The organism is Pseudomonas sp. NFACC05-1 (assembly GCF_900100135.1).
In the GTDB taxonomy this organism is placed as follows: Bacteria; Pseudomonadota; Gammaproteobacteria; order Pseudomonadales; family Pseudomonadaceae; genus Aquipseudomonas; species Aquipseudomonas fluorescens_Q.
The window spans coordinates 1-24,580 of record NZ_FMTR01000028.1; the positions used below are offsets into that span (position 1 = coordinate 1).

Annotated in this window: 24 protein-coding genes, 1 tRNA gene and 1 pseudogene; 13 read left to right on the forward strand and 13 right to left on the reverse strand. The window is 56.1% G+C overall.

Going from position 1 to position 24,580, the window contains the following annotated elements; genetic code table 11:
• Positions 1–404: 404 nt before the first annotated feature.
• From BLO97_RS26535 to BLO97_RS26545, 3 genes are read left to right on the forward strand one after another with little or no spacing between them, the layout of a single operon-like run.
• Positions 405–1,241 (forward strand): response regulator transcription factor, encoded by an 837-nt coding sequence (locus BLO97_RS26535; RefSeq protein WP_086936660.1) that lies wholly within the window; start codon positions 405–407, stop codon positions 1,239–1,241.
• Entirely contained in the window at positions 1,241–3,640 is a 2,400-nt protein-coding gene (locus BLO97_RS26540; protein WP_092348960.1) for a hybrid sensor histidine kinase/response regulator, read from the forward strand. The genes BLO97_RS26535 and BLO97_RS26540 overlap by 1 nt, the downstream gene beginning before the upstream one ends.
• A gap of 1 nt (position 3,641) precedes the next feature.
• The gene (locus BLO97_RS26545; protein WP_092348963.1) at positions 3,642–5,993 is read left to right on the forward strand and encodes a TonB-dependent receptor; all 2,352 of its coding nucleotides are present in this window, start codon (positions 3,642–3,644) and stop codon (positions 5,991–5,993) included.
• On the opposite strand, the gene BLO97_RS26550 is transcribed toward BLO97_RS26545, so the two are convergent.
• Positions 5,977–7,062, reverse strand: a complete 1,086-nt coding sequence (locus tag BLO97_RS26550) for a sensor domain-containing diguanylate cyclase (protein WP_092223358.1) — start codon at positions 7,060–7,062, stop codon at positions 5,977–5,979. The two genes, BLO97_RS26545 and BLO97_RS26550, sit on opposite strands and share 17 nt — an antisense overlap.
• 475 nt (positions 7,063–7,537) lie before the next feature.
• Here BLO97_RS26550 and BLO97_RS26555 point away from each other — a divergent pair, with 475 nt between their 5' ends.
• Positions 7,538–7,903 carry a DUF6124 family protein gene (locus tag BLO97_RS26555; protein WP_063322871.1) on the forward strand — a complete coding sequence of 122 codons (366 nt, stop codon included), beginning with the start codon at positions 7,538–7,540 and terminating at the stop codon, positions 7,901–7,903.
• Between the two features lie 71 nt (positions 7,904–7,974).
• Here BLO97_RS26555 and BLO97_RS26560 read toward each other — a convergent pair whose 3' ends face one another.
• On the reverse strand, positions 7,975–8,205 hold the full coding sequence (locus tag BLO97_RS26560; RefSeq protein ID WP_063322870.1) for a DUF7683 domain-containing protein: 231 nt from the start codon (positions 8,203–8,205) through the stop codon (positions 7,975–7,977).
• Positions 8,202–9,395 (reverse strand): colicin E3/pyocin S6 family cytotoxin, encoded by a 1,194-nt coding sequence (locus BLO97_RS26565; protein ID WP_092348966.1) that lies wholly within the window; start codon positions 9,393–9,395, stop codon positions 8,202–8,204. The genes BLO97_RS26560 and BLO97_RS26565 overlap by 4 nt, the downstream gene beginning before the upstream one ends.
• 186 nt (positions 9,396–9,581) lie before the next feature.
• On the opposite strand from BLO97_RS26565, the gene BLO97_RS26570 reads away from it, so the two are divergent.
• Together BLO97_RS26570 and BLO97_RS26575 are read left to right on the forward strand one after the other, a co-directional pair.
• On the forward strand, positions 9,582–10,064 hold the full coding sequence (locus BLO97_RS26570; RefSeq protein ID WP_092348969.1) for a hypothetical protein: 483 nt from the start codon (positions 9,582–9,584) through the stop codon (positions 10,062–10,064).
• Positions 10,065–10,068: 4 nt separating this feature from the next.
• Entirely contained in the window at positions 10,069–10,302 is a 234-nt protein-coding gene (locus BLO97_RS26575; protein ID WP_092348972.1) for a hypothetical protein, read from the forward strand.
• On the opposite strand, the gene BLO97_RS26580 is transcribed toward BLO97_RS26575, so the two are convergent.
• The 3 genes from BLO97_RS26580 to BLO97_RS26590 all read right to left on the reverse strand — a co-directional run bounded on the left by BLO97_RS26580 (position 10,277) and on the right by BLO97_RS26590 (position 12,318).
• Positions 10,277–10,555 (reverse strand): Rho-binding antiterminator, encoded by a 279-nt coding sequence (locus BLO97_RS26580; RefSeq protein ID WP_092348975.1) that lies wholly within the window; start codon positions 10,553–10,555, stop codon positions 10,277–10,279. The genes BLO97_RS26575 and BLO97_RS26580 overlap by 26 nt on opposite strands.
• Before the next feature lie 73 nt (positions 10,556–10,628).
• Positions 10,629–11,516, reverse strand: coding sequence for a dihydrodipicolinate synthase family protein (locus BLO97_RS26585; protein WP_092348978.1), 888 nt, complete (start codon positions 11,514–11,516; stop codon positions 10,629–10,631).
• Between the two features lie 19 nt (positions 11,517–11,535).
• On the reverse strand, positions 11,536–12,318 hold the full coding sequence (locus BLO97_RS26590) for an aldolase (RefSeq protein WP_092348981.1): 783 nt from the start codon (positions 12,316–12,318) through the stop codon (positions 11,536–11,538).
• Positions 12,319–12,468: 150 nt separating this feature from the next.
• On the opposite strand from BLO97_RS26590, the gene BLO97_RS26595 reads away from it, so the two are divergent.
• Positions 12,469–13,035, forward strand: a complete 567-nt coding sequence (locus BLO97_RS26595) for a helix-turn-helix domain-containing protein (RefSeq protein ID WP_092348984.1) — start codon at positions 12,469–12,471, stop codon at positions 13,033–13,035.
• A gap of 512 nt (positions 13,036–13,547) precedes the next feature.
• On the forward strand, positions 13,548–13,907 hold the full coding sequence (locus tag BLO97_RS26600; protein ID WP_092348987.1) for a DUF6124 family protein: 360 nt from the start codon (positions 13,548–13,550) through the stop codon (positions 13,905–13,907).
• A 169-nt stretch (positions 13,908–14,076) separates the two neighbouring features.
• Here the strand turns inward: BLO97_RS26600 and BLO97_RS26605 are convergent, their stop codons facing one another.
• The 3 genes from BLO97_RS26605 to BLO97_RS26615 are packed head-to-tail and all read right to left on the reverse strand — an operon-like array spanning position 14,077 to position 17,365.
• A complete protein-coding gene (locus BLO97_RS26605; RefSeq protein WP_092348990.1) occupies positions 14,077–14,538 on the reverse strand; it encodes a Mov34/MPN/PAD-1 family protein in 462 nt (153 codons plus the stop codon).
• The gene (locus BLO97_RS26610) at positions 14,520–16,190 is read right to left on the reverse strand and encodes a ThiF family adenylyltransferase (protein ID WP_092348993.1); all 1,671 of its coding nucleotides are present in this window, start codon (positions 16,188–16,190) and stop codon (positions 14,520–14,522) included. The genes BLO97_RS26605 and BLO97_RS26610 overlap by 19 nt, the downstream gene beginning before the upstream one ends.
• 2 nt (positions 16,191–16,192) lie before the next feature.
• Positions 16,193–17,365: a CBASS cGAMP synthase gene (locus tag BLO97_RS26615; RefSeq protein ID WP_092348996.1), complete on the reverse strand. Its 1,173-nt coding sequence runs from the start codon at positions 17,363–17,365 to the stop codon at positions 16,193–16,195.
• Positions 17,366–18,132: 767 nt separating this feature from the next.
• On the opposite strand from BLO97_RS26615, the gene BLO97_RS26620 reads away from it, so the two are divergent.
• Together BLO97_RS26620 and BLO97_RS31370 are read left to right on the forward strand one after the other, a co-directional pair.
• Positions 18,133–18,783 carry a Cap15 family cyclic dinucleotide receptor domain-containing protein gene (locus tag BLO97_RS26620; protein ID WP_092348999.1) on the forward strand — a complete coding sequence of 217 codons (651 nt, stop codon included), beginning with the start codon at positions 18,133–18,135 and terminating at the stop codon, positions 18,781–18,783.
• Positions 18,784–19,279: 496 nt separating this feature from the next.
• Positions 19,280–19,954, forward strand: coding sequence for a hypothetical protein (locus BLO97_RS31370; protein ID WP_139197733.1), 675 nt, complete (start codon positions 19,280–19,282; stop codon positions 19,952–19,954).
• A 169-nt stretch (positions 19,955–20,123) separates the two neighbouring features.
• On the opposite strand, the gene BLO97_RS26625 is transcribed toward BLO97_RS31370, so the two are convergent.
• Positions 20,124–21,548 carry a hypothetical protein gene (locus tag BLO97_RS26625; protein ID WP_175489867.1) on the reverse strand — a complete coding sequence of 475 codons (1,425 nt, stop codon included), beginning with the start codon at positions 21,546–21,548 and terminating at the stop codon, positions 20,124–20,126.
• Positions 21,549–21,649: 101 nt separating this feature from the next.
• Between BLO97_RS26625 and BLO97_RS26630 the strand changes: the two genes are divergently transcribed.
• Complete coding sequence (locus BLO97_RS26630) at positions 21,650–22,030, forward strand: hypothetical protein (protein WP_092349005.1); 381 nt, start codon at positions 21,650–21,652, stop codon at positions 22,028–22,030.
• Between the two features lie 54 nt (positions 22,031–22,084).
• Here the strand turns inward: BLO97_RS26630 and BLO97_RS26635 are convergent.
• Positions 22,085–22,234, reverse strand: a pseudogene (locus tag BLO97_RS26635) (transposase domain-containing protein); the annotation flags it as partial.
• A 48-nt stretch (positions 22,235–22,282) separates the two neighbouring features.
• Here BLO97_RS26635 and BLO97_RS26640 point away from each other — a divergent pair.
• Complete coding sequence (locus tag BLO97_RS26640; protein ID WP_092349011.1) at positions 22,283–22,600, forward strand: hypothetical protein; 318 nt, start codon at positions 22,283–22,285, stop codon at positions 22,598–22,600.
• Between the two features lie 109 nt (positions 22,601–22,709).
• Here BLO97_RS26640 and BLO97_RS26645 read toward each other — a convergent pair whose 3' ends face one another.
• Together BLO97_RS26645 and BLO97_RS26650 are read right to left on the reverse strand one after the other, a co-directional pair.
• Positions 22,710–23,039: a hypothetical protein gene (locus BLO97_RS26645; RefSeq protein WP_092349014.1), complete on the reverse strand. Its 330-nt coding sequence runs from the start codon at positions 23,037–23,039 to the stop codon at positions 22,710–22,712.
• Positions 23,040–23,325: 286 nt separating this feature from the next.
• Positions 23,326–23,410 (reverse strand) — tRNA-Leu (locus BLO97_RS26650).
• A 108-nt stretch (positions 23,411–23,518) separates the two neighbouring features.
• Between BLO97_RS26650 and queA the strand changes: the two genes are divergently transcribed.
• Entirely contained in the window at positions 23,519–24,568 is a 1,050-nt protein-coding gene (gene queA, locus BLO97_RS26655; RefSeq protein ID WP_025211994.1) for a tRNA preQ1(34) S-adenosylmethionine ribosyltransferase-isomerase QueA, read from the forward strand.
• Positions 24,569–24,580 lie beyond the last annotated feature (12 nt).

A 24,580-nucleotide genomic window follows, 5' to 3' on the forward strand; every position in this document is an offset into this window, starting at 1 on the left:
CAGCCCCAAAGCAGTGAACTCAATCTATCTGGTACACCGAGTTGTCTGGTTTGGGGGCCGCTTCGCAGCCCAGCGGGAGCAAGCTCCCTCGCCACGGGTGAACAGCGTCAACCGCGTTGGCCGTCTCGCCTGTTGTTCGCTGTCAAAGCTCGCCTGGGCTGATGTCCAGGTGCAGCCACTTCTTGTTTGCCATCCCTCGCCACATGCCTCTACGCCTCGCCAAGGCCCTTGCGTATCAATGGACGCCTCGGACGAGACGACCATTTATCGCCGATTAAGAATTTGATAGCTTCAGTTCTCATTTGATCTGCCGCTATATCGGTTTGTTGCCGGCCCGAAACGTGCTTCCTCACTTGGCAATTGCGCGACAGCGACCTGGCTAAACACAAAAAGAGACCTGGCGAATGGACAACGGACGATACGAAAGGCAGGTATTGACGGCGGCAGGCGCGGCGGCGTCCGAGCCGTTGCCGCATATTCTGCTGATCGACGATGTCCCCGAAGACATTCGCGCCACGCTCATCCTGTTGAAGACCCAGCCCTGGCGCATTTCCCTGGCCAGCGATGCCTACCAGGGTTATCAACGCGCCCTTGCCCTGCGTCCCGACCTGATCGTCCTGGATGTGCACATGCCGCAAATGGACGGCTTCAGCCTGTGCCGGTTATTACGCGAGGCACCGGCCACCCGGCATACCCCGATCCTGTTTCTGTCCTCGGCCAATACGTCGTTGGAGCGGTTGGAAGGGTTGACCGTGGGCGCGGTGGACTACATCCCCAAATCCTGCGCCCCCGAGGAAGTCCTGGCGCGCATCAGGATTCATCTGCAATTGACCTGGCGAGCGCCGCCGGCCATTGCGGACAACCCGGCCGATCCGGAACCGCAAGGCGATGAAATCGTGCTGCGCGCCGCGATGCGACTGATCGAAAACCAGCTGGACGACATCCCGTCCCTGGGCATGCTCGCGCAAAAAGTCGGCACTCATGAAAAGCGCCTCTCCGCCATTTTCCGCGAACACCTGGGGATGACCGTGTTTGCCTACATTCGCGACGCGCGATTGCGGCGCGGCCAGGAACTGCTCTCCGAAAGCGCCATGAGTGTGCAGGACGTCGCCGAAGTGGTGGGCTTTCGCAATGCCTGCAACTTCACTACGGCGTTTCGACAGCGAATCGGCATGACGCCCAGCCAGTTTCGCCAGCAGACCCTGGGCCTCGTTGATGCAGAGTCGGTCGGGCGCGCCTGATGCGGCTCCTACAGTGCCTGGTGCTGACGATTGCCTTGTTGTCCGCCGGGCTGCTACACGCCGCGCCCGTGGAGCTGTGCCGGGCTGACCGTCTGGACCTGATGCCTGCGGCGCAGATTTTCGAAGACGCCCAGGCCCACTTGAGCCTCGAAGAAGTCGCCCGACTGCCCGACACCCATTTCAACCCCGCAACCCCGCGCTGGCCGAGCCAAGGTTACAGCCGCTCCGCCTTCTGGTTGAAATGGCACCTCACGAATTCCAGCGATGCGGCGTGTTCGCGCTTGCTGGTGGTCGGGGCGCCGCGCCTGGACGACATCCGCGTCTATCAATCTTCAGCCGGGCGCTGGCGTGATGCCCACGCCGGAGGCGTCTATCCCTTGGCCGAATGGCCCCAACCGGCGGCGCGCCAACCGGCGTTCCCGGTCTCGCTGGCGGCGGGGGAGAGCGTCACGGTGTTCGTCCGCGTGACGAGCCATTTCCAGCTGTTGCTGGAGCCGGAACTGTGGTCCGAACCGGCGCTGCTGCGCAGTCAGCAACAGACTTACCTGAGCGACGGGCTCGCCCTCGGCATCGTCCTGCTGGTCGTGCCGTTCGGCTTCATCGTCGGCTGGATCCTGCGCTCCCGATTGCTGAGCGTGAATGCGGGCGCGGTCCTGAGCTATATCCTGCTGACCTGCATCCTCAACGGCTACCTGATCTACTGGCCCACCGCGCTGGGCTGGACCCGGGAGCTGCTGACCTGCGCCAGCGCAATCTCGTTCGTCCTGTTTCTCGCCTACTTCCGCGTGCTGTTGCAGGTGTCCGCATTGCCCAAAGTCATTGGCTGGAGCTATTGGCTGCCGCTGTCGGGATGTGTGCTCGGCCGGCTCTGGTGGCTAAAAGTCGATTCCGTCCAAGGCGCGCAGGTCGTCCAGATATCCCTCATGAGTTTCTACGGGGTGCTGCTCGTCACGCTGTTCATGGCCTGGCGCAGACGACTGAGCTACAGCTGGCTGGCCTGGCTGGTGTCGGGGCTCTTGCTTGCACAATTGCTGATGCGGATGCTTTTCCCCCAGGAGCAATTGCCCTGGCAGTCGCCCCAAAGCAAATACAGCTTATCGTCCACACTGCCAGGCGTGGCGTTGCTGGTGTGCACGTTGATCATGGAAGTGGCCCGCAGCCGCAACCGCGAAAAGCACGCCCTGGCCACCCTCGAACAACAGCGCCAGGCCGAGCACGAACGCCTGGAAAGCACCGTGGCGCTGCGCACGTCGCAGTTGCGCGACTCCCTGGCGGCCCGCAGCGCGTTGATGGCGCGCATCAGCCACGACCTGCGTTCGCCGCTGGTGCGCATCATCGACTATGCGCGCCTGTTGCACGCCGGGCCCAACCGCGACTATCAGGCCACGATCGAGCGCAACGCCCGCCAGCAACTGGAGCTGATTGACGAGATGCTCGAGTTTTCCCGTGGCGAGCTGGAGCAAATGCAACTGACCCTCGCGCCGGGCTACCTATACGGGTTCCTCAACGAGATAGCAGGCGAAGCGGGCTTTCTCGCCGCACGCCAGGGCAACACCTTCGAAGCTGTGCTGGCAGACGACCTGCCGCCACTGGTGGAGGCCGACTTCAAACGCCTTCGGCAGGTGCTCATGAACCTGCTGGCGAACGCGGCGAAATTCACCCTCAACGGCCAGATCCGCTTCGAAGTGGATTGGGCCCCGGGCGCGACCACAGATACCGTGGAACTGCGCTTCAGCGTAATCGACACCGGCATCGGCATCGACCCGCAAGAATTCGAACAACTGCTGCAACCGTTCCGCCGCGGCCGCAATGCCCAGCGCTATGAAGGCAGCGGGCTGGGCCTGTCCATCGTCACGCAACTGCTGGAACGCATGGACAGCCGCCTCGAACCCCAAGCCACCGGGCAGGGCAGCCACTTCAGCTTTCGCCTGCAATTGAATTGCGCCCAAGAACACGACCTGGAAAACGGCATCGTCGACAACAATGCCACGCCGTTCGACGGCCAGGGTAAACACGTTCTGCTGGTGGACGACGTCGAGCAGAACAGCGAATGGCTCTACGACCTGCTGGCCGGTTACGGTTTCGATGTCAGCATCGCAACGAACGGTCAAGACGCTTTGGCCTGCCTGGCTGAGCAGCCAATCGACCTGCTGATCAGCGACCAGATGATGCCCGGCATGGACGGTTGGGCGCTGCTGCGCCAGGTGCGCGAGCGTTGGCGCCATCTGCCGGTGATGCTCTATTCGGCGGTGCCGCCCCGCAGGCCGCAGGATTATCCCGAGGGCCTGGCCTTCGACGCGGTCCTGCTCAAGCCCGCCGACAGCCGTGAATTGCTGGCGCGGGTCAAGGCACTGGCCTGCCCGGACAGCACGCGTCGCGCATTGGCTCGGGAGCACTAGCATGCCGGGTTTGGGTCATCGGCTGCTCTTGCTCGGCAGCCTTTCGATGTTGCCCTGGGCGTCGGTCCAGGCCGAACAAGCGGCGCCCAGCGCCCTCACGCTCGACGCCACCACCGTCACCGCTCGCCGCCGCGAGGAAGACCCGCAAGACGTGCCGATCCCGATCAACGTCCTCTACGGCGAGCAACTGGACGAGGCCGGCCTGCACTCTCTTCGAGACATTCAACAGCGCGTGCCCGGCCTGGTGGTCTCCGGCCACGACGCCCGTTACGCCGGCTTCGGCCTGCGCGGCTTCGGCGCCACCGCCTACAACGATGGCCTGGAAGGCAGCGTCGGCACCTATGTCGATGGCGTCTACCAGGCGCGCCAGGGCATGGCCTTCACCGAGTTGATGGACATCGAGCGCATCGAAGTACTGCGCGGGCCGCAAGGCACCTTGTTCGGCAAGAACACCACCGCTGGCGCGCTGAACATCATCACCCGGCAACCGACCTTCGAGCCCGAAGCCAACCTCGAAGCCAGCTATGGCGAGCGCGGCCTGCGGGAATATCGTGGGACGGTATCCGGGCCGTTGCAGGACGATGTGCTGGCTGGCCGACTCAATGTTTTCGACAGCGCCACCGATGGCGCCGTGGAAAACCTGCAAGACGGCGCCCGCCTCGGCGACGCCGACAGCCATGGCCTGCGTGGGCAATTGCTGTGGACGCCGACCCCGGACTTCAGCGCCCGCCTGATCGCCGACTATGCCGAGCAAAACGAAGCCGGCAACGTTCTGCTGGTCAATCACTACAGCCAACAGACCCGCAAGCGCGCCCAGTTCCTCGGCTATCCATTGTCGGAGCCCGACCCTTACAAGCGTGAGGCACGCATCGACGCGCCGGGGCATCCGCAAACCCTGCAGAACGGTGTCTCACTGGAATTGAATTGGGACCTCGACGAGGCGATGCGCCTGACCAGCATCACCGCCTACCGCGACTGGGACTACCGCGCCACCCGTGACAGCGACAGCACCGCGCTGTCCGTGGCCGAGTCTGAAACCGAGCTGGGCCACCGGCAGTTCAGCCAGGAATGGCGCCTGTCCGGCACGGTCGGTTCGTCCGTCGACTATGTGGCCGGGCTCTATTACCTGCGCCAACAGCTCGACCGCGAGATAGACGCCGAATTTGGCCAGGACGCCGCGCCCTGGTTCGTCGGCGATCAGTTGGAAGCCTTGCGCAAGCTCTACGGCATCACCTTCACCGACCCGAAGCAGGTGCCGGCGATGCTGCTGGACGGCGCCCGGCAACGCTATGACGGCGAGCAAAAGGGCGACAGTCGAGCCATTTTCGGCCAGGTTTCCTGGCGCCCGATCGAACCACTGGAACTCACCGGCGGCCTGCGCTACAGCCAGGAGCGCAAGGACGGCTGGATCTCCCGCGACGTCAGCAACCTCGCCCCGCTGACGGGTTTGCCTGCGGTGTTCCAGGCCGGTGGACTGTTGCTGCGCGACATTGCCCTCGGTGGTGGTTACTACCGCGAGGATTCGATAAAGGAAAACAACGTCTCCAGCCTCCTCAGCGCCAGCTACCGCTTCAGCGATGCGGTGATGGGCTACGTCAGTTGGTCGCGGGGCTACAAGGCCGGCGGCATCAACTTCGACGTGGTCGGCCCGTTCACCGCGCCCACCTTCGAGCCGGAGCGGGCCACGTCGTTGGAGCTGGGCATGAAGACGCGCTTCTGGGACGAGCGCGCATTGCTCGACCTCGCCGTCTACCAGACCGACGTCGACAACTACCAGGCGCTTACCTACAGCCCGCCGACGACCATGTTCGCGCCACCGCTGCGGGACAATCTGATCAATGTCGGCAAGGTTCGCCTGCGCGGCATCGAGCTGGACTCCGCCTGGCAACTCACCCCGCGACTCACCGGGCGCCTGGGCCTGGCCTGGAGCGATGCACGCTACCGCAGCTTCCCCAACGCCCCGTGCCCGCCGGCCTCGGGCCAATGGACCTGCGACCTCAGCGGCGACCGGCTCTACAACGCGCCGGAATGGAACCTCAGCAGCGGCCTCGACCACACCCATCCGCTGCCCTACGGGCTGGAAGCCTTCAGCGGCATCGACTACAGCTTCCGCACCGGCTACTCCGGCACCCTCGAAGGCGGCGAAGGCAGCTATCAACCCAGCTACGGCCTCACCAACCTGCGTCTGGGCCTGCGCAGCCAGGACCGCGCCTGGGAAGTGGAGGGCTGGGTGCGCAACGTCTTCGACCGCAACTACATCACCGCCGTCTATTCACTGCTCGGCGCCGGTGACTATGGCGTCATGACCGGCAGCGAAAGAACCCTCGGCACCACCGTCAGGCTCCGCTATTGAGCGAAATAAACCGCGTCGGACAAAACGCCAGACGATTGCCGCCGGCCTTTTTCGACAGGTACATCGCCTGGTCCGCCTTGCTGATCAGCCCATCGACTTCCTGCCCATGCTCCGGAAAGAACGCCACGCCGATACTGGCGGCAATCTCCACCGTTTGCGCGCCAATCAGGATCGGCGCATTGGCCGCCGCCAGCATCCGCTTGAGCAACGGCTCGCTGTCCTCCACCGCCTGCAAACCCACCAGCCCCGCCACGAATTCATCGCCACCGAGGCGCGCCAACGTATCGCCCTCACGCAACGTCGCATTGATCCGCGCCGCGACAATCTGCAACACCCGATCCCCCCAGTCATGCCCGTAACTGTCGTTAAGCGCCTTGAACCCGTCCAGATCAATGAACGCAATGGCCACCTTGTGCTGGTGAATCCGCGCCTTGCCCAGCGCCTGGCGCATCCGCTCGGCCAACAGCAAGCGATTGGGCAGCTGTGTGAGGGCGTCATAACGGGCATCGCGCTCCAGTAACTGAAGGCGTTGCTTCACCTGCGTCATGTCGCTGAGCAGTGCCACATAGTGCTGCACATTACCGTGACGGTCATGCACGGCACTGATGCTGATGCGCGACGTCATCTCCCGACCATCCTTGTGATGGCTCTGAACTTCACCGGACCAATGCCCGTGGAAATCCAGCGCATTCTTCATCGGCGCATAAAACGCCGCGAGCCGACGCACCATGCGATGGGAGTTCAACTCCCGGCCCTGCACCTCGTCTTGCCCGTAACCGGTGAGGCGGGTGAAGGCTTCGTTGACGCTGATGACCCGACCGTACGGATCGACGAGGATGATGCCTTCGCGGGCGTGGCTGAACACGGTGGCGGCTAGCTCTGGGCAGACGATGTTGAGGCGACGGTCCAGGGTGGCTTCGTCGCGGGTTGCCGGCCACATAGCGGAATCAAAGCCCTGCTGGGCCAGATAGCTGACCAGGGACGAGAGCGACTTGTGCAGGCGGGTCAGGGCATTCGTGGCGAGCCGGGAATTGAGGCAGTAGCCGCGAATGAAGGTGCGTAGGTTCATGGGGTTTATAAGGTGCTGGCGATAAGGGGCGGGCTAGCGAAGTGGGCATTATCGAGGCGCGGATTGGCCGGGGACTTTGCTGCAGCGGATGGGAGATTTGCGGGAAGGGATGGAACGGAAAGATTTTTATGCCGGGTCTGTCAGACGTTGGACGGCTAGGCTCATGAGCCGACGTCGTCTTGCGCCATTGCCTACAACTACGCCAGAATCCGCCGGCTTGTGCGCCTTGGGTTGCGTCGGTAGTTTGGGACCTGTCACTGCTCATCAGTGATCGGGTTTAGTCGCCCGTCGTTGCTAAGTCGCTCAAGCGTTCATCAGTCAGGTATCCCCATCCCTGCACTCGATGGTGGCTGTGCGCAGGGCGCCCTCGGGCGCGCCGATTTCTTAGCTCGTCGGTCGACTAACCTGCGTACAGCTACCTCCCAATCGTTTAGTCGCGAGCGGGACGTAGCCCAACCCAAAGAGAGCTAAGGCTATGGTCAAAATTACACCGAATCCTCCAGTTACAGATACAGATGAACCCACATCACGTGCCCAATCGGCTCGCAACAAAAAGCTCGACGAAGCGGCCACTCGTGCCCTGGATTACTACTTGAAGCCCAAGCCTAAGGGCGAAACGTCTGATAAGTCGGACTCCATTTTACGGATCGACCCTGGGGCTGATTCTGAATGTTTGCTTGCGAACCTCAGTGAGAACCTGGCGTCGGCGAATGCCATGATCAACGATTTGGCGTTTGATCTGGACGGGGCTCGGCGGCATGTGGCGTTGGGGATTTTGCAGGTGATCGAGGTGAGTGAGCTGTTGGCGAATCGGGCGTTGGATATTGTCGAGGTGAGGTAGCGACTCAGTTACGGCGGTATAAGAATAAGGTCTTGTCTAACAAGACCTTATTCAAAAAATGACCGCATTCGTCATTCAAGGCAGACGATTTGAACGATGCGGTTATCACCATGAATGGTTGTGTGAGTCCACTCTTCTATGGTCGTTATCTGCTGTGGTGACAGGTCGTAGACAAAGCAAAAATCTTCAGGCTTTGTCCAGCCCATAAGTGCGGCCAACGGGTCCATGTATACGCTTGGGACTTCCACGGTCTGTATTAGCTCTTCGGTAGTCTGGTCAAAAATTTCAACGACGGGCTTCATTTTTCTACTTTCCTTGTCGGATCGGCGGGTTTGGTTTGTTCGCCAGTTATCGGATCGAACTCGCCAAGGTGTTGACCCTGTTTTGTGTACAGCTCTACGGCGCCGTGCTGTGAGTCCCATTCATAAATTTTGCCTTTACGATCCTTCCATCTTCGACGTTTAACGCCGCCACCACGTACAAAGGTTTTGGAAGGGGCAATCGTAGCGTCTGGAAACGCTGGAAGCAGCGAGGGGGGCTTGTAGTACTTATGATCCCCCGGAACACTCAAAACCACATAAACCGGCCGAACCCCCGAATCCGCCGGAAACACCAGAATGAAATCCCTGTACTCCGGCGGATAGATCGGGTCGACGATGATGCTGTCGGCCACTGGCGTCGGCGGATAGATCCAGATATGAGGCGCCTGTGGCGCTGCTTCCAGGGCGGGGATGCCGAGGGTGTCGGACGGGGCGGTGGCCGGGGTCCAGATCAGTTCGATGCCATCACCCAGGTCGGCGATGAACTGGTCGGCGCGAGGGGTGAACTGGACGACTTCGACCATTTCCCAATCACGGTTCTGACCGGTGTAGAAGCCATAGCCCTTGAGGCTGCCGTCGGCCTGCTGCTCGATGCTCAGGCGCATGCGGCTGCGGGCCTGCTTGAGGTGACGTAGCTGGTCTTCGCTGTAAAGCGCGCTGTCGCCCAGGCTGGAAGGCCAGAGCAGGGCAACGATGCCTGTCAGCAGGGCAGCGCCGACGGTGCCGCCGGTAACTGCAGCCGAGGAAGTCGCCGAACCGCCTAGCGCGAGCCTGCCCAAGGCAACGGGTGCCGTGCCAGAGCCGATCTGCTTGAGGGGGATCGCGCCAGATGGATCGGCGCTGCGACCGCCGAGCCACATGAGTTCGCCGTACTGCTTGATCAGATCTGCCGGGACGTAGCCGCTGGGGTTGCTGTAATCGATGATGCCGTTGGGGAGCTTGCAGCTCTTGGCAAACACGCTTCCGGTTACGGTGGGTAGCGGCTTGTTAGCCGCCGTGGCCCAGCGCTCTCGTTCATAGGCTGCCTGCCGGGCAAGCATGGCTTCGTACGCTTGCTGCCGGGCTTCGCGCTCGGCCAGTTCGCTGGCGGTCATGTCCCGATAAGTGACGTAATGCCCATCACCACCGGGCGGGTTTCGAACCTGGGGGATGTCTTTTTTGCGTGTCGCCACGTAGTGAGTCTCGTCCAGTGAGTGCGGGACAGACGCTAACGCGGGAAGAGAGGGGCGCGATGTAGGCGGTTTCTTGAAGTGGTTGTTCCGGTTTCCTCAATGCAGGTAGGGCCGATTTCCATTTGCGAAAAGCCCATCAGCTAAGACAAACTCCCCGTCTTCCCAGACTCGATAAGGACGCGAGCATTGAAGTTTGAAACCGGACAGTTTTCCAGCAGCTATGGAGTTATCTTCAGCGTATCGCGCTTCACCCTGTCAGCCGATGAACGGGGTAGCCTCAGGGAGCTGCATTTTGGTGAAGCTAAAGCCGCCCACTATGAAGTGAGCAACCGGGTGGTAGAGCTCTACGACAAAATGCTTGCCAAGGATTTACCCTGCCAAATGATGGTCGGGATCTCCAAACCCTTGACCCGGCAGCAGGGGGATTTACTCAACGCCCAACGAATGAGTATCGCCAACCTCACCAGCGGTGTTTTCGCCGCAGCGGCAGGCAAGTTCATGCCCGCCGCGGTCATCCCTGTGGGTTGGGCCGTCCGCGAGTTCACACTAGGCAAATTGCCGACCTATCACGCCGGCGATGTCATCGTCAGCCTGGATGCGCAGGTCAGCGGTGGCATCGGTCCGCAACACTCCGGATCCTCCATGATCATCAAGACTCAGGGCGGCTAGGACGATGAACGAATATGGCCTATACGCCCTGGCGTACGCAGTGTTCCTGTTGTTGTTTTTCTATATGAAATCCTACGGCCTCAGGAAATGGCTAGGCATTGCCCTGGTCGCTCTGGGGTTTGCGAGTATTTTTGCGCTGCCGTCTTTCATCTCCGGTTTTGACCTGGGTATCGTCTCGACCAGTGCAATTGGCATTGGAGCGGCGCTATTTTTTAGCCGGGCACGGTATATGGCGTGAGCACAACCCGACCAAACCTGGCGCTGTCATCCTGCGGCGTAATCGCCAGCAACTGATCGAGGCGAATCTCCAGGCGACCGTCCGCAGTTTCCACATCAAGAAACTCCTCCCGCGTGGAGGCGGTCCGCGTGGTGATCGCTCGGGCGGTCAGGCGTTGGCCGTCAATCAGCTCAATGTTCAACATGTAGCCGTACAGGCAGGCAATCTCCAGGTAATCATGCAGATCGCAGTTCAACGGTTGATAGGTCTTCATCTCAAGTGACCTCCAATGGAGCGAGCAGACAGGTTAGAGCGCCACCTGTCCGTCGCAAGATTAGAACTCTGAATCAGAGCAGTTGCTTCAACATCGTCTGCAGTTGCTGGTTACGCGCCTCATCCAATGGAAAAACCGGCAGGCGCGGATCGCCAACCTCCAGGCCAAGCGTACGCAAACCGGCCTTGATGGTGGCGGGCAAACCGCCCTTGAGGATGAAATCCAGCAGCGGCAATTGACGATAGAACAACGCCCGGGCCTCGCTCAGGTCGTTGGCCAGTACGGCGGCGTACAGGTCGAGGTTGAGCTGCGGGATCAGGTTCGGCGCGGCGGTGCACCAGCCCTTGGCGCCGGCGGCGAAGGCTTCCAGCGCCAGGGGGTTGCAACCGTTGTAGAACGGCACCTGGCCTTCGCCCAGCAACTGCAGCTTGTGCATGCGCTGAATGTCGCCAGTGCTTTCCTTGACCATGGTGACGTTATCCACCGCGTTGAAAATCCGCAAAATCAGCTCCACCGACATGTCGATGCCGCTGGTGGCGGGGTTGTTGTAGAGCATGATGGGCAGGTCGATGCTGGCGCCGATGGCCTGGTAGTGCGCGAGGATTTCCGCCTCGCTCAGTTTCCAGTAAGAGGCCGGCAACACCATCACCACATCGGCGCCCTTCGCCTGGGCAAAACGCGCGCGGCGTACCGCCTTGGCGGTGGTCAGGTCAGACACGCTGACCACGGTCGGCACCCGGCCGGCGACGCGGGCGATGCTGAACTCGCTGACCTGGTCCCACTCGGCGTCGCTCAGGTAGGCGCCTTCGCCGGTGCTGCCCAGGGGCGCGATGGCATGCACGCCGCTGTCGATCAGACGGTCGATGGACCGGCCCAGGGCGTCCAGGTCCAAGCCCTGGCCGTCGGTGGAGAAGGGCGTGATGGTGTAGCCGATGATGCCGTGGATGTTGGGGGTAGACATGGCTTCGCTCCTGGTGGGTTCAGTTCAAGCAATCGGCGTGTTGGCGCAGACTCTGCCGGGCGTAGTAGTTGAAGGCGGCCGCGTGGCGCTTGGGCCGGGCGATCCAGTCGTGGGCTTCGCGGCCCAGGTGAGGCAGGATCGGTTTCACCTCGCCGGCGGCCATGGCCAGCAATTGCAGCTTCGCGGCGCGTTCGATCAGTTGGGCGATGTTGCAGGCTTCTTCCACGGTGGCACCGGTGGACAACTGGCCGTGGTGGGAAAGCAGGATGGCGCGCTTGTCACCCAAGGCACCGGCGATCAATTCGCCTTCCTCGTTGCCCACCGGCACCCCCGGCCAGCCCTCCAGGAAGGCGCAGTCGTCATACAGCGGGCAGAGGTCCATGTGGGAAATCTGCAGCGGCACTTCCAGCATCGACAGCGCGGCGATGTGGGTCGGGTGGGTGTGGATGATGCAATTCACATCCGGCCGGGCGCGGTAGACCCAGGTGTGAAAGCGGTTGGCCGGGTTGGGCATGCCATGGCCCTCCAGCACCTCGAGGTCTTCATTGACCAGCAACAGGTTACCGGCGGTGATTTCATCGAAGCCCAGGCCCAGTTGCTGGGTGTAATAGGTGCCCGGTTGCGACCCGCGCGCGGTAATCTGCCCCGCCAGTCCTGAGTCGTGACCGTTCTCGAACAGGATGCGGCAGGTCAGGGCCAGCTTTTGTCGCACAGTCCACGTATTATCCGGCAGTGTTTTCTGCATCTGGTTAACAGCATGCTGGACCAGCTGGTCCTTGGGCGTCGCCAGTGTCTTGCTCATATCCGTTCTCCTGATTCGTTCTTTGACCATTCTTGATCCGCGTCATGGAAGCTGTGAAAGGAAGGTGCTAATGACACTAAATAGACTATATGACACAAAGTGTCATTTGCAATCGCAGATTGTCCGTTTCTCTGGAAATGTTGGTTACCTATGTCCATTCGCTTGAAATTGCTCAGGAAAAAACTCGGCATGACACTGGACGTCCTGGCCGAAAAAACCGGGATGACCAAGAGCTACCTGTCCAAGGTGGAGCGGGGCTTGAGCACGCCCTCCATCGCCACGGCACTCAAGCTCGCCAAGGCCCTGAGCGTGAAAGTCGAAGAGCTGTTCTCCGAAGAAACCGTCTCCCTCGACAGCTACAGCCTGGTGCGCAGCGAAGACCGCCAATCCCTCGCGGTGAGCAGCGGCAGCTCCGAATACGCGGTATTGGCCCATCAAGTGTCCGAACGCAGCCTGCTGCCCTTCATCCTCTATCCGGCGAGCGAATTCACGGCCCATCACGCGTTCAAGGAACACACCGGAGAGGAGTTCCTGTTCGTGCACGAGGGCCAGGTGGAAGTGGACTTCATGAACGAGCGCGTGCTGCTGAACCGTGGCGATGCCCTGCATTTCAACGCGCAGAAACCCCATCGGCTGCGTTCGGTAGGCGACGTCCAGGCGCAGTTGTTGGTGGTGGTCCACAGCGATGAGTCGTCGGAAAAGGGCGAGGGCGCCTAGCGGCTCCACTCACAACGCAATTCAGGAAGCAAACCACCGTGGCGAGGGAGCTTGCTCCCGCTGGGCTGCGCAGCAGCCCCCTCCAATGACCGCCCCGCCACAAATCTTCCGACAACCTCAACTGAACGGCATCGAGCACCTGCCCGGACCAGGCGAGCGGCGTCTGTCAGTAAAGACCGACAGACACCAGCGACGAAGGCCCGCCAAGCCACAGCGCCTTGCGCCTTTGCCTACAACTACGCCAGAATCCGCCGGCTTGTGCGCCTGGGGTTGCGTCGGTAGTTTTGGACCTGTCACTGATGGTCAGTGATCGGGTTTAGCAGCTCGCGGTGAAACAGGTTGTGCAAGGCGTCATCCAGTCAGGATTCCCATCCTGCACTTGATGGTGGCTGTGCGCAGGGCGTCCTCGGACGCGCCGGTTTCTTGTTTCCCCGGTCTGCTAACCTGCGTACAGCTGCCTCCCATCGTTTAGCAGCGAGCGGGTGATGGCTCCTACTACAGGAAGCAAGACGATGGTAAAAGTTACTCCGAATCCTCCTGCGGCAGATGAACCTACATCCCGTGCCCAGTCCGCCCGCAACAAGAAAATCGACGACGCTGCCACGCGAGCGTTGGATTACTACCTGAAGCCTAAGCCTAAGAGCGAAACGTCTGACAAGTCGGACTCCATTTTTCGGATTGATCCGGGGGGTGATTCTGAGTGTTTGCTTGCGAATCTCAGTGAGAACCTAGCTTCGGCGAATGCCATGATCAGTGATTTGGCGTTTGATCTGGATGGGTCGAGGCGGAGGGTTGCGTTGGGGATTTTGCAGGTGATTGAGGTGAGTGAGCTGTTGGCGAATCGGGCTTTGGATATTGTTGAGGTGAGGTAGGGCAGCGGCGCTACGTGCTGCCTGGATTGGAAAAAGGTCTTGCTCAGCGAGACCTTTTTTGCTCGAGGAGGCCTCGCGTGTTCTATATATCCTAAGATTCAGGCTAATTCTGAATTTTGGGATATAAGCAGGGATACACGCTGCTGTCTATTGGGATATTTTCTGGGTTTTATTCAATTTCCTTGAGTCGGTGCAGCTGAGAGTTAGAAACAATAGTGTAGTAGTTTTTAACTCGGCCAATAATTACTGCTAATAGGGGGACGCCATGCTCGCCGCTCATAGCCTTCCAAGTAGATAAGTCAGTAAGCGATGGAGTAGGGAAGTCCTCAGGATGGGTGTGCCATTCGCCTAAATAATTATCTTCCCCATTGCTCTGGCTCCAGTATTCGCCAAGGATAATATCATGGCCAAATTCCTTGCGATCAAAGCGGCAGCGAGAGCGTCTGTCGTTGCATTGAGGAGTGGTAATTGCAACTATCTCCATATTGGAGCTACGACGCTTGCCTATTATTATTCCACCTGATTCCAGGTCTCTAGAATATAGTTGTTTGTGTTTGTCTAGTGTGTTTATCAGTGTCGTAGGGAAAATAACTAAAGTGCCACCGTCTGTCATCATGGTTTTGTATTGCATATTGGGCACAGTGCTCTTTTTTTTGGTGAAATAGGTTTGACTACTTTACCTGTGTCGTAATCTATGAGAATACTTCTGAGTGTAGGGTTGGGTTTTCCCACCGCCCAAGCTGTTGCCAACTCAGCAGCAAGCGCAGCTGCATGAATCGCAGCAGGGACAGAAAAAGGAACTAGCCATTCGCCACAAGAGCCAAGGTGTTTATAGTTAAGTTCATAGTCAGCTCGCATCAACGAGAACGATGATCCTGGGGTTGCATGATCTAGGCAGTGGAGGCATGCATTAGAGTCGCCGTCCATAAGATATGCCTGAGCTCCACATCCTGCGCCGGAAACCCACGAATAAATTATTGGCGGTAAGCCCGTAGTTACTTTTACTTCACTAAAAAATTGCGATAACCCCTGATTTCCGGTCGCGTCGATAATGAGATCGTAATGTTTTATTGAAGTTGTGTCCCTCAGGCGTGTTGTAGATGATGAAACGTTTATTTCTGGATATTTTCCGGAAAGTTCACGCTCTAATGCGTTGGCCTTGAATTCTCCAATTTGTCCGAATCCGAGATAATGCCGACCTAGGTTTCCAACTGACAAACGGTCATGGTCTATAAGCGTGAGTCTGCCTCCGAGAAAGCCCGCCCCTTGTTTAGCCAGTAAATCACTTAGAAAACCACCAACTGCACCACATCCGATCAAAGCAATGGTTTTTCCGGAAAGATTGCGTTTGTCTCCGGTTAAGTTTCTATTTATCCAGGATTCAGGGTCGGAGGGAATGGGTGTGAGTCGTATAACCTGAACGTTAATTGCGTGAGCTTTCATAACTGCACGCATGAATCTATCAGGGCTTGAAGCCTTTAGTAGTTTTCGAACTAGCTTGAGGTCGAGAAATATCGCACAAGATGTGTTAATGGCGCGAACAAGGATAAAAACATTATTGGACTTGGCCCTAAATGCGTCCTTGATGGATTCAAGGACGCCGTTGCGCGCATCATTATCTATAGATGCTAACCAAAGCGATAAGAACTTAAGATTTTTAGGGGGCCAATTTAGCGGAAACGCTCCAAGAGGAGATTTTATGTCGACAATACGCAGTAGGACATTGGAAAAAAGATCTTTAACCCCCCAAGCTTTATAACGCTCTGCGAAACTAGAATTATTTTCTCCTAGTATCCATATGACCTCTTGCCGATTGTCCGTCTTTGGAAGCTCGACAATACAAGCATTTTTGTGTAGTCCAGGCTTTATGCTTAGGGGGATGTCCAGAAGTACGTCGAGCCCATCCCAGTAAACTGGAAATTCGTCGCGAGTATCCTCAATCGTTTTGTTGTCTATAATCCTGGCAATTAGCTTTTCTGCCAGAGCTACGCATCCCAAGACGCCAGCACCTAGTTTGTCCCGAGTTAAATAAGCTTGGTCTCGTCCTATGTAGCATAGAAATCCGTCACTACTGAGATGTGCGCAAGCCTTTGGGAAGTTTTCAGGGCGTTCCAATAGCTGAATTAATGGAAGGGAGACTAAAGTTTTGTCCTGGATATAAAGCCTAACTCTAATTGATGTTTTTCCAGCAAAAAGAGTGCCTGAATAGATGGGGAGTGGAGTACTTCTCTCAAGTTTGAAATCACGCCCCCGGAGTGCTTGATGAACGTCACTAAGGTCCATCTTTATGCTGATGTCCTATTGCCCACAGGAAGAATCGCAGGTGTTCTGTCGGGCGAATCTGATTTAACCGTTTCTACGACAACTCGAGTAGCGTCATTCGGAAATCTTGTGCCAAACTCCGAAATTAGTAGGTCGCATGATTCTTGTGGGGTAGTTGAACCCTGAATAGCTTTCTGCATTGTCAACGCAAGTTTTTTGAAGCGCTGGATGACTTCTTCTCGAATACCATCTTCATCCAAACGCTCGGCGAGGTCTTCTTGTTCCTCATCGGGCTTATCAAGTGTTGTTGGATTTATCAGCTTGCCAGATAAAATATCAGGAAGTCTGCTTACAACTCCAAGCAAAGCTAAATCATCGCGAGCATATATTTGTGTGTCATAAGCCTTTGCGGCGGCAACCATAAGCAAAATGGATTTAGGATCGCCTTTTGTCCAAGTCTGGTGATCCCGCCAACCCTTCAGATAGCGCATAATATGCCTAAGCTGTTCCGACTTCAGTGCGATTTCACCGTTCACCCAGTCCTTAACAGGGCGGGGATCATTATCTCGCCAACCTCGATTTTTTGTCGCCATAAGAACGCCATGGGTAGGCATTAGGTCCCAATTGTCATCTTCAGGCGCTTGATCCGCAGCGTAACCCTCAAAGCGGGCCTTCAGAATATATTCTCGAGCCTCTCGCAGCTTCTCGAATTCTCCATCAGGGATGCTATATACAGGAACGTCAATGTGCTTATCTGACGCGATCTCAATACGAGTACAGTTAGGATTGTCGTCATATAGAGTCCAACCGTCCGTTTCATCAGCGAGTTCCCTTAGAACTTTTTCAACACTATTAAATAACGCAGTGCTAACCACTGACGGAGGTTCTTGTTCCAAGTAACTGAATGGGAGATAGGTACCGTCGTCCAAATCCGCTTGTTGAGGAGCACGGCATGGAGAGTTTAGCGTCTTATATGCCCACGAGCCTTGAGTGAAAAAGCGGGGCGCACGGACTCGCTCGTCGGTACGTAGCTCGTTCTGAAGGACACCGGGGAGTCGTGTCCTCAACCTATCTCGGATGCGCGTGCGTGCGCTCTGCATCTGGGTCCGTTCATCCTCTTCAAGCGTCAGCTCGGTGAGGTAGGTATCGTCGTAAACGGTGCTACGAAAGAGGCTATGAAGGTTGAACGTGGGCATAGGAGCGAACCCTTGAGGGGAGATTGGATCCACTATATGCTGTGATGGCACTTTCTGTCCAACACAACATAAGGGGGCGGGATGTACCCAGTTTTTGGGTTACAACGCCTTTTTGTGTAGCGATTTCTTTCTCGCGTTTTGGATGGCCGAGACAAGCTTGGGAATCGCGGCGGTTTCTTTATTTTGGAAGACAAGTGCGGAGTTTTTACCACTGTGTTTTTACTCGGTAGTATTCTATTTGTTTTTAAAAAAAGTGTGTAGATTTTATGACCGGCTTACCTCTAGCGCATATCTAGACTTGTTGGGTCGATAGGCCGGGACGCTCGAATCAAACGCAAATATTCAATTGGCAGTTGAAAGCGATGCAAAATCAATAGATAAAATTTTTGAAGCGTCCGAAGTGTATGGGAGTAAAGGGGCAGGTCGAAGTGTTAATAAAGTCAGCGCTGAGTTTGATTGATCTTTCCGTAGGAGTAAAATCGAGCAAGTAACGCATTCTCACCGTCGGTATGTAGTATGGTTGCGAGCTTCATAAGTTGTATTGTGTTTATAGATTGAATAGAAAGAGATTCGCTGCTGACGATGGGGCGCACCATAGGGAACTGTCGAGCTTGATATTCGCTGTGACCGAAGCGTGTTGGTAATGGAAGGAGTATATTGGACTATAAGAAGCTGGCGAAATGGACGCAATACAGCGGGTAGGTTGCCCTTAAAAAGGTTTCTGGTGAATAATTGAGTGTGACTTTACTAAGAAAGGACGCCGTAAAATGCTAAATCATGAGTATGCTTTGTTGGGTGGAATAAATAGAGCGTTTATTGGTCGTTACATTGGAGTTGCCGCTAGCATTATTTCAGGAGTTATCGTTTTTTTGCTGCTTTCTTTAGTGGATCTGGCTTCGGCTTTTGGAATGTCTGTTAATTTGCCACCTACTGCACTTTCATTGGTCGGTGCGGGCGTGGTTTTCTCCGTTTTATACATGTTGTTCGATAAATTTGTATGGCGATGGAGCCTTGCAACCAAGTGGCTCAAGGTCGCGGATCTCTCCGGTGAGTGGATTTGCAATGGAAAAACTTTAAACGAAAACGGAGAGGTTCGATATGAATGGAACGCAGATGTCACGATTTGCCAGACGTGGGATAAAATTCGCGTCAGGCTAAAGACTTCTCAGTCTGGATCTAATAGCATTGCCGCTGCTTTGTTATATGATGAGGCAGACGGGTATCGTCTCCTTTATAACTATAGAAATGATCCAAGGGTAGATCAGCCGGAGCTGCGCAGTCATGTAGGGTTCGCCAATGTATTGTTTGATAAGAGTCTATTGGTCGGTAGTGGTGAATACTTCAATGGGCATGGTCGCCCAACCTTTGGTAGGATGGAGTTTGCTAGAAAGACTCCTGCGGCAGCTGAGAAAGTATGAGTCTGATCGATTGATGACGAATCATGGTGCATATTTTTAGGTTAAGTTAAGGAAGGTCAATGTTGTGGGTTGATAACTTGTTATCCGCACTCCTTAATAGGCGAGCTAGCGATTTTTCGGGATTGGGTATTGTCTTCTATAGGAGTCCAATAGTTCTTCCTTGCTATCCGATGGGAGAGGTATTGCCAGAAGGGGTGAAATTACCACTTACAGGCATTGAAGAAATTGTAGAGTGCTTAGTGAAGGCCTCGAGTTATCAGAGCGAGTGGCACGATGGGTTTCATCTTATTGATTTGGAGTGTCAATCATTATCCCATATGTGCCAGTTTTTAAGTCCTTCCTCTGAGCTTATTTTTTCTCCAGCGAAAGGTTCAATGCCTGTAGGCTCTAGATATTTTACTGCGCAGGCTATATCTAGATTACCTTGCGTATTTTGCTGTGCTGTTGTTAACTCCCAAGGTGTAGTGAGCGTATTTGAATGCGGGGAGGTGGGTGTTTGGAAAATCTAACGTTAACATCCAAAGAGTTCGGGCTTCTTGTTAAAATCCTATTTTGGTCTACAGTGGCCATATTTTCTTCTTGGCTAGTGATCCAATTTGCCTTTTTTGAAAATTTATTAAGTTGGCGACGATTGTTTTCGATGGTCTCAAGCTCGTTTGCGTTGACCAGTGGGATGTTTTTCATATTTTGCAAGTGGGGTTGGAAATTTTCAATTTTGCCAGAAGTGGTAGGTCGTCCTGTACTCGAGGGTGTTTGGATTGGGGAGCTTGTTTCAAATTATCAAGCTGTTCCAGGTGAGTCAATTCCACCGATAAAGATGGTATTTGTAATAAAGCAAACCTATCTTACGCTTTCTCTTCAGAGTTTCTCGGAGGTCCAGAGTGGAAGCTCTGAAGTTGAGGCCATACTCAGTAATCCTAGGACTGGTTTGGTTAGATTGACATACATATTTGAACTCCGTAGTCCGTATAGGGGAGAGGTTAGGCTCGTCAAAGGTGTTGGTGATCTGAGTGTGGTTTCTAACGAGATTTTGAAAGGCGGTTATTGGACTAGTAGTCCAAGTAATGGTGAGTTAAAAATGAAGAAGGTGTCAGCCACTTCAAAAACTTTCACATCTTTTTCTGATGTTCGAAAGCAGTGGAGTAAAGATCGGGATTGGAGTGTGATTTGAGATTTATAGTGGCTTTGCTTACATGGTTTGATGGAGTTGATTTGATTGTTTGATATTTTAAGTTTAGAGAAGCGAGACGGATTTATGTCCTATGGCTGGTCCATCGCCTTTGTTTCCTCGATTGGACCGGCGTAGACGCTCGGCGCTCGGTATGCCTAGCGGTAGGATATTAGTTCCCCCGTCCTATTCCCCGTTTAAGCAACTTGAATATACGGGGTACAGCGATACATGCAAATTGACCAGAACCGACCAGCAGACGCTTCAGTACACGGAGGCACTGGCCCAGCCGATACCGTGCAGCCCCAAAAACGCGCCGCCTATCAGCCACAGACCGTGCATCAATCAAATACAGCTTGGTAGTCGCCAACGCCACTTTTGCTCCGACCGCCACAGCGACAGCAAGGAAATACAGCCAACGCTGATTCTTGGCTTTGTCATGTTGGCTGACTAGCGCCGACAACTGCTTCAAGGAAGGCTTGGCACCGGCGAGCCAGGGAATGATGCATTCGCTGGCCAAGGCTACGGTGTGGCTGCTGATATTTTTGTCTACGAGTCCCGGCGGACCATCAGGATTGACCGAGCAGTAGCCACGGGGAACGAATTCGCAGGTGCTGGAGAGGGGCGATGAGCGCGCCATACCATTGGAAAAGTGCTTCACGGGGCACAACCGTTGGTTGTAGTCGTTGATCTCTTTACGAATGGCGATCACGTCCTCATCGCTTAGGGTTCTTCTAGTCGCGGCGTAGAACCCTTTGGAGTCGTCCGGTGCGTAACCTATGAAGTAGCTGGCTTCACCTTCTTTGATGTGAGTAAAGGTCCACTGTGAATCGCTGCTCCACTGGCACGACTTCAGGTTACCCAGGCCATTGGCCTTACAGTAATCATCGTAGCGCCTGATCTGGCCCAACAGGAATGCGCTGGCGTCCTGGATGCTCGCTGTCGCTTCCTTCAGCAGTGTGGCGTCTTCATTGGCGCCGTTGTCCGCCACGAAGAACACCGCTGCGACCAGTGCCAGCGGAAACCAGAAGTGATCGTATAGCTGTCGGAAGCGTTCGGTGAGGTTGAGGTTGTCATAAATAAGGACCATGACAGCCCATCCGGTGAGGGCGCAAAGCATCAACAGGGGAATCAGCCCGACTTCGCTGCCCAGCTTTCCAACGCCATTGATGGTGTAGCGGATGGGCAGGTAATTGATGGCGGGGAAAAGGCCCAGGCAGTTCAACACACCGGGTAGGAACAGGAGCGCGAAGAAGATGAACACGCCTCGCTTCTTGCTCACGGTAAAGGCCGTTGCTGCCAGCAAGGGAATCAGCAGCAGTGACAGCATCATCAGATAGCCCAGCGTGATCACCATGGCTTCATCGGGCGACCAGTAAGTTCCGATGATTTGCCCGGCGTCGTTACGCCCGGTGAAGGTCGATGATACGACGCCAAGGCCTTCAAGGATCTGGTGTAGGTTGTAGGCAGCGCCGTGGAGAAATTTTACGTAAGGGTAGAAAAAATCCCCTATCGAAATTGACATCAATTTGAATCCTTCAATTCTGTAGTCGTTCCTTGGTTTGCTAGAAAAGAGGTAAGCGTCCGGCGAAGTCATCTACCCGATCCCCTATACAAGCACGGTAATGGGAATCCGCTCACAATTGGCGTGCCAGCGCTATCATAGTTGCATTGCTATCCCTCGGAGCCTCAGGACAGATGCTTTATCTATATGTAGATGGCAGCGACAACGACTCTGTCGAAGCAGAGCTTGTGGCTGCGTTCAATGGTCTCGTTTGCGAATGGTCCGAGCTGGGTGCATTCCTTGTGAACCAAAAACACGAACGCGATGAGAGCGTATCTGAGTATGGCTCGCCCGATTGGTCTATTGGATTGAACCTTCCCATTAAGAGCTATGGCATCGAGCAGGCGAACCGCTTGATTCCTTTTGCGCGGAGGCTCGCGGTATCTACGGGGCGAGAGTTCGTCTTGGGTGTTTCTAGCCAGGGTACTAGTCAGGATATGGTTTTTCTTGATGCTTATTCCGGGGAGCACGAGCACTCCATCCTTATAAGCCTGTTGAGCGCAAGTGTCCGCTGACGACAGTGTTCAAAGTGATGCTACGTAAGCGCCGGGGCATCCCATCTTGAGCAACTAAATTGGTTGCCATTGATGCGGCAGCAGCTTTTCGAGCTTTACTCGCCCGCTGTGTCGGCGCCGTGTCAACGCACCTTTCAGATAGGTATACGGATCATGCTCGTTCATGCGGGCCGACAGGATCAGACTCATTATCGTCACCGCCCGAAAGTGAGGCTGTTCCTTTCCCCGTTTCCTTGCCTCTAAGGATTTCAGATGACACTGACAGATTTGCAACAGCTATCCGCATCTCAGAACGAACTGGTTCTTACCTACATGCATGCGATGAAAGCATTGGAGCTTCTAGAGTCAGCGGGAGCATCGCTGTTGGGGTGGGAAGGTTGGCTGCGCTACCCGGACCGCAGGTTAGGGCATTCGCCCCTGCATCAGGGTGTCGATACTTCAAAGCTCGCTCCGTCGGAAGCGTATCGTTTGGCTAGGGACACTATTTGTATTTCGCAAAAGGAATACGAATCCACGCCCGCGATGGCCGATGTTCAGTTGCTTTTCTGCATTACGGTAAGTGGTTTGTAACTGGGGATGGACTCTTTACGTGCCCTAACGATCAGAAATCCTGTGTTTGGCTGAGGCCTGGGAGGTTATTGGAAACAACGGCCTCTCATGAAGCGCCATGGGCCTTCCCTCATTGGATATCTTTTAGATAATCCCTAAGTGCTATGAGGGGAGCGTCAAGCTGCTCCATTGCCTGAGCAGCGCCGAAATCCGTCGCCAAGCGACTCAGTTCCCGCCCCAGAATCGTATTGCTTCCCCCAATTGCCTCCAGCGCCAAGTCCAGACAGTGCTGCACTTTCGCCTGGATAGTTTGGATGTCTTCTCTGCGCACCAACAACCCAAACACCTCCCGATCACACCCGCCCATCAACGGATCATCCCGCAAAATCGGACTATGCCCCTCCGTCTCATAAGCCAGCTTCAGCGAGTAAAGAGCGACCGTTTCCAGCAGCAATTCCATGGGGTGAATCCTTTGTCAGCGGGTGAGGAGGGGCGGTGGGTCAACTGGGCGTTGCAAGGCGGAGCATCGGCGGAGGTAGGGGCATTTTTGTGAGCGCTTTGCGCTCAAGCGGGAGCAAGCTCCCTCGCCACAGGTTCTTGCTAGCCACAGATTTTCCTTGCCAGAGGGTTGGTCGTTGGGGCCGCTTCGCGACCCAGCGGGGATAAATCCCCTCGCCACAAATGGATCGGGTGACTTTCCTGCAGACGAAAAAAAAGACCTTGAATTTCAAGGTCTTTCTTTAAGATGGTGCCCCGAGGGAGACTCGAACTCCCACTCCTTTCGAAAACGGATTTTGAATCCGCCGCGTCTACCAATTCCGCCATCAGGGCTCAATGGCGGCGAAGTATAGAGAGGTGCCTACCGTTGGTCAATCACGTTTCATGGTGAATTTTTGATATTTCCGCTAGACTTTCCGGCCCTGCTAGACGAACCCCATCATGCGTGTTGCTGACTTTACCTTCGAACTCCCGGATTCGCTGATCGCTCGCCACCCTCTGGCCGAGCGTCGCGCCAGTCGACTGTTGACCCTGGATGGGGTCAGCGGTGCCATGGCTCACCGTCAATTCACTGATTTGCTTGAGCATTTGCGCCCGGGCGATTTGATGGTGTTCAACAATACCCGGGTGATTCCGGCGCGGTTGTTTGGCCAGAAGGCCTCCGGCGGCAAGCTGGAGATTCTGGTGGAGCGGGTGCTGGACAGTCATCGTGTGCTGGCCCATGTGCGCTCCAGCAAATCGCCCAAGCCGGGTTCGTCGATTTTGATCGACGGCGGTGGCGAGGCGGTGATGGTGGCGCGGCATGATGCGTTGTTCGAGCTGGAGTTTGCCGAAGAGGTGTTGCCGCTGCTCGACCGTGTCGGGCACATGCCTTTGCCTCCTTATATAGACCGCCCGGACGAAGGTTCGGACCGCGAGCGTTATCAGACCGTGTACGCCGAGCGCTTGGGGGCGGTGGCGGCGCCGACGGCGGGGCTGCATTTTGATCAGCCGTTGCTGGAGGCGATTGCCGCCAAGGGCGTGGAGACCGCGTTCGTGACGTTGCACGTTGGCGCCGGGACGTTCCAGCCGGTGCGGGTCGAGCGTATCGAAGACCACCACATGCACAACGAATGGCTCGAAGTGAGCCAGGAAGTGGTCGATGCCGTGGCGGCCTGTCGCGCTCGCGGCGGTCGGGTGGTGGCGGTGGGGACCACCAGCGTGCGGTCCCTGGAAAGCGCCGCCCGCGATGGCGTGCTCAAGCCGTTCAGTGGCGACACCGACATCTTCATCTACCCGGGCCGGCCATTCCATGTGGTCGATGCCCTGGTCACCAACTTTCATTTGCCCGAATCCACGCTGTTGATGCTGGTTTCGGCGTTCGCCGGTTATCCCGAAGCCATGGCCGCCTACAAGGCCGCCGTCGAGCATGGATACCGCTTTTTCAGCTACGGTGATGCGATGTTCATCACCCGTAACCCCGCGCCACGCGGACCCGAGGAAACAGTATGAGTCGCACCTGTC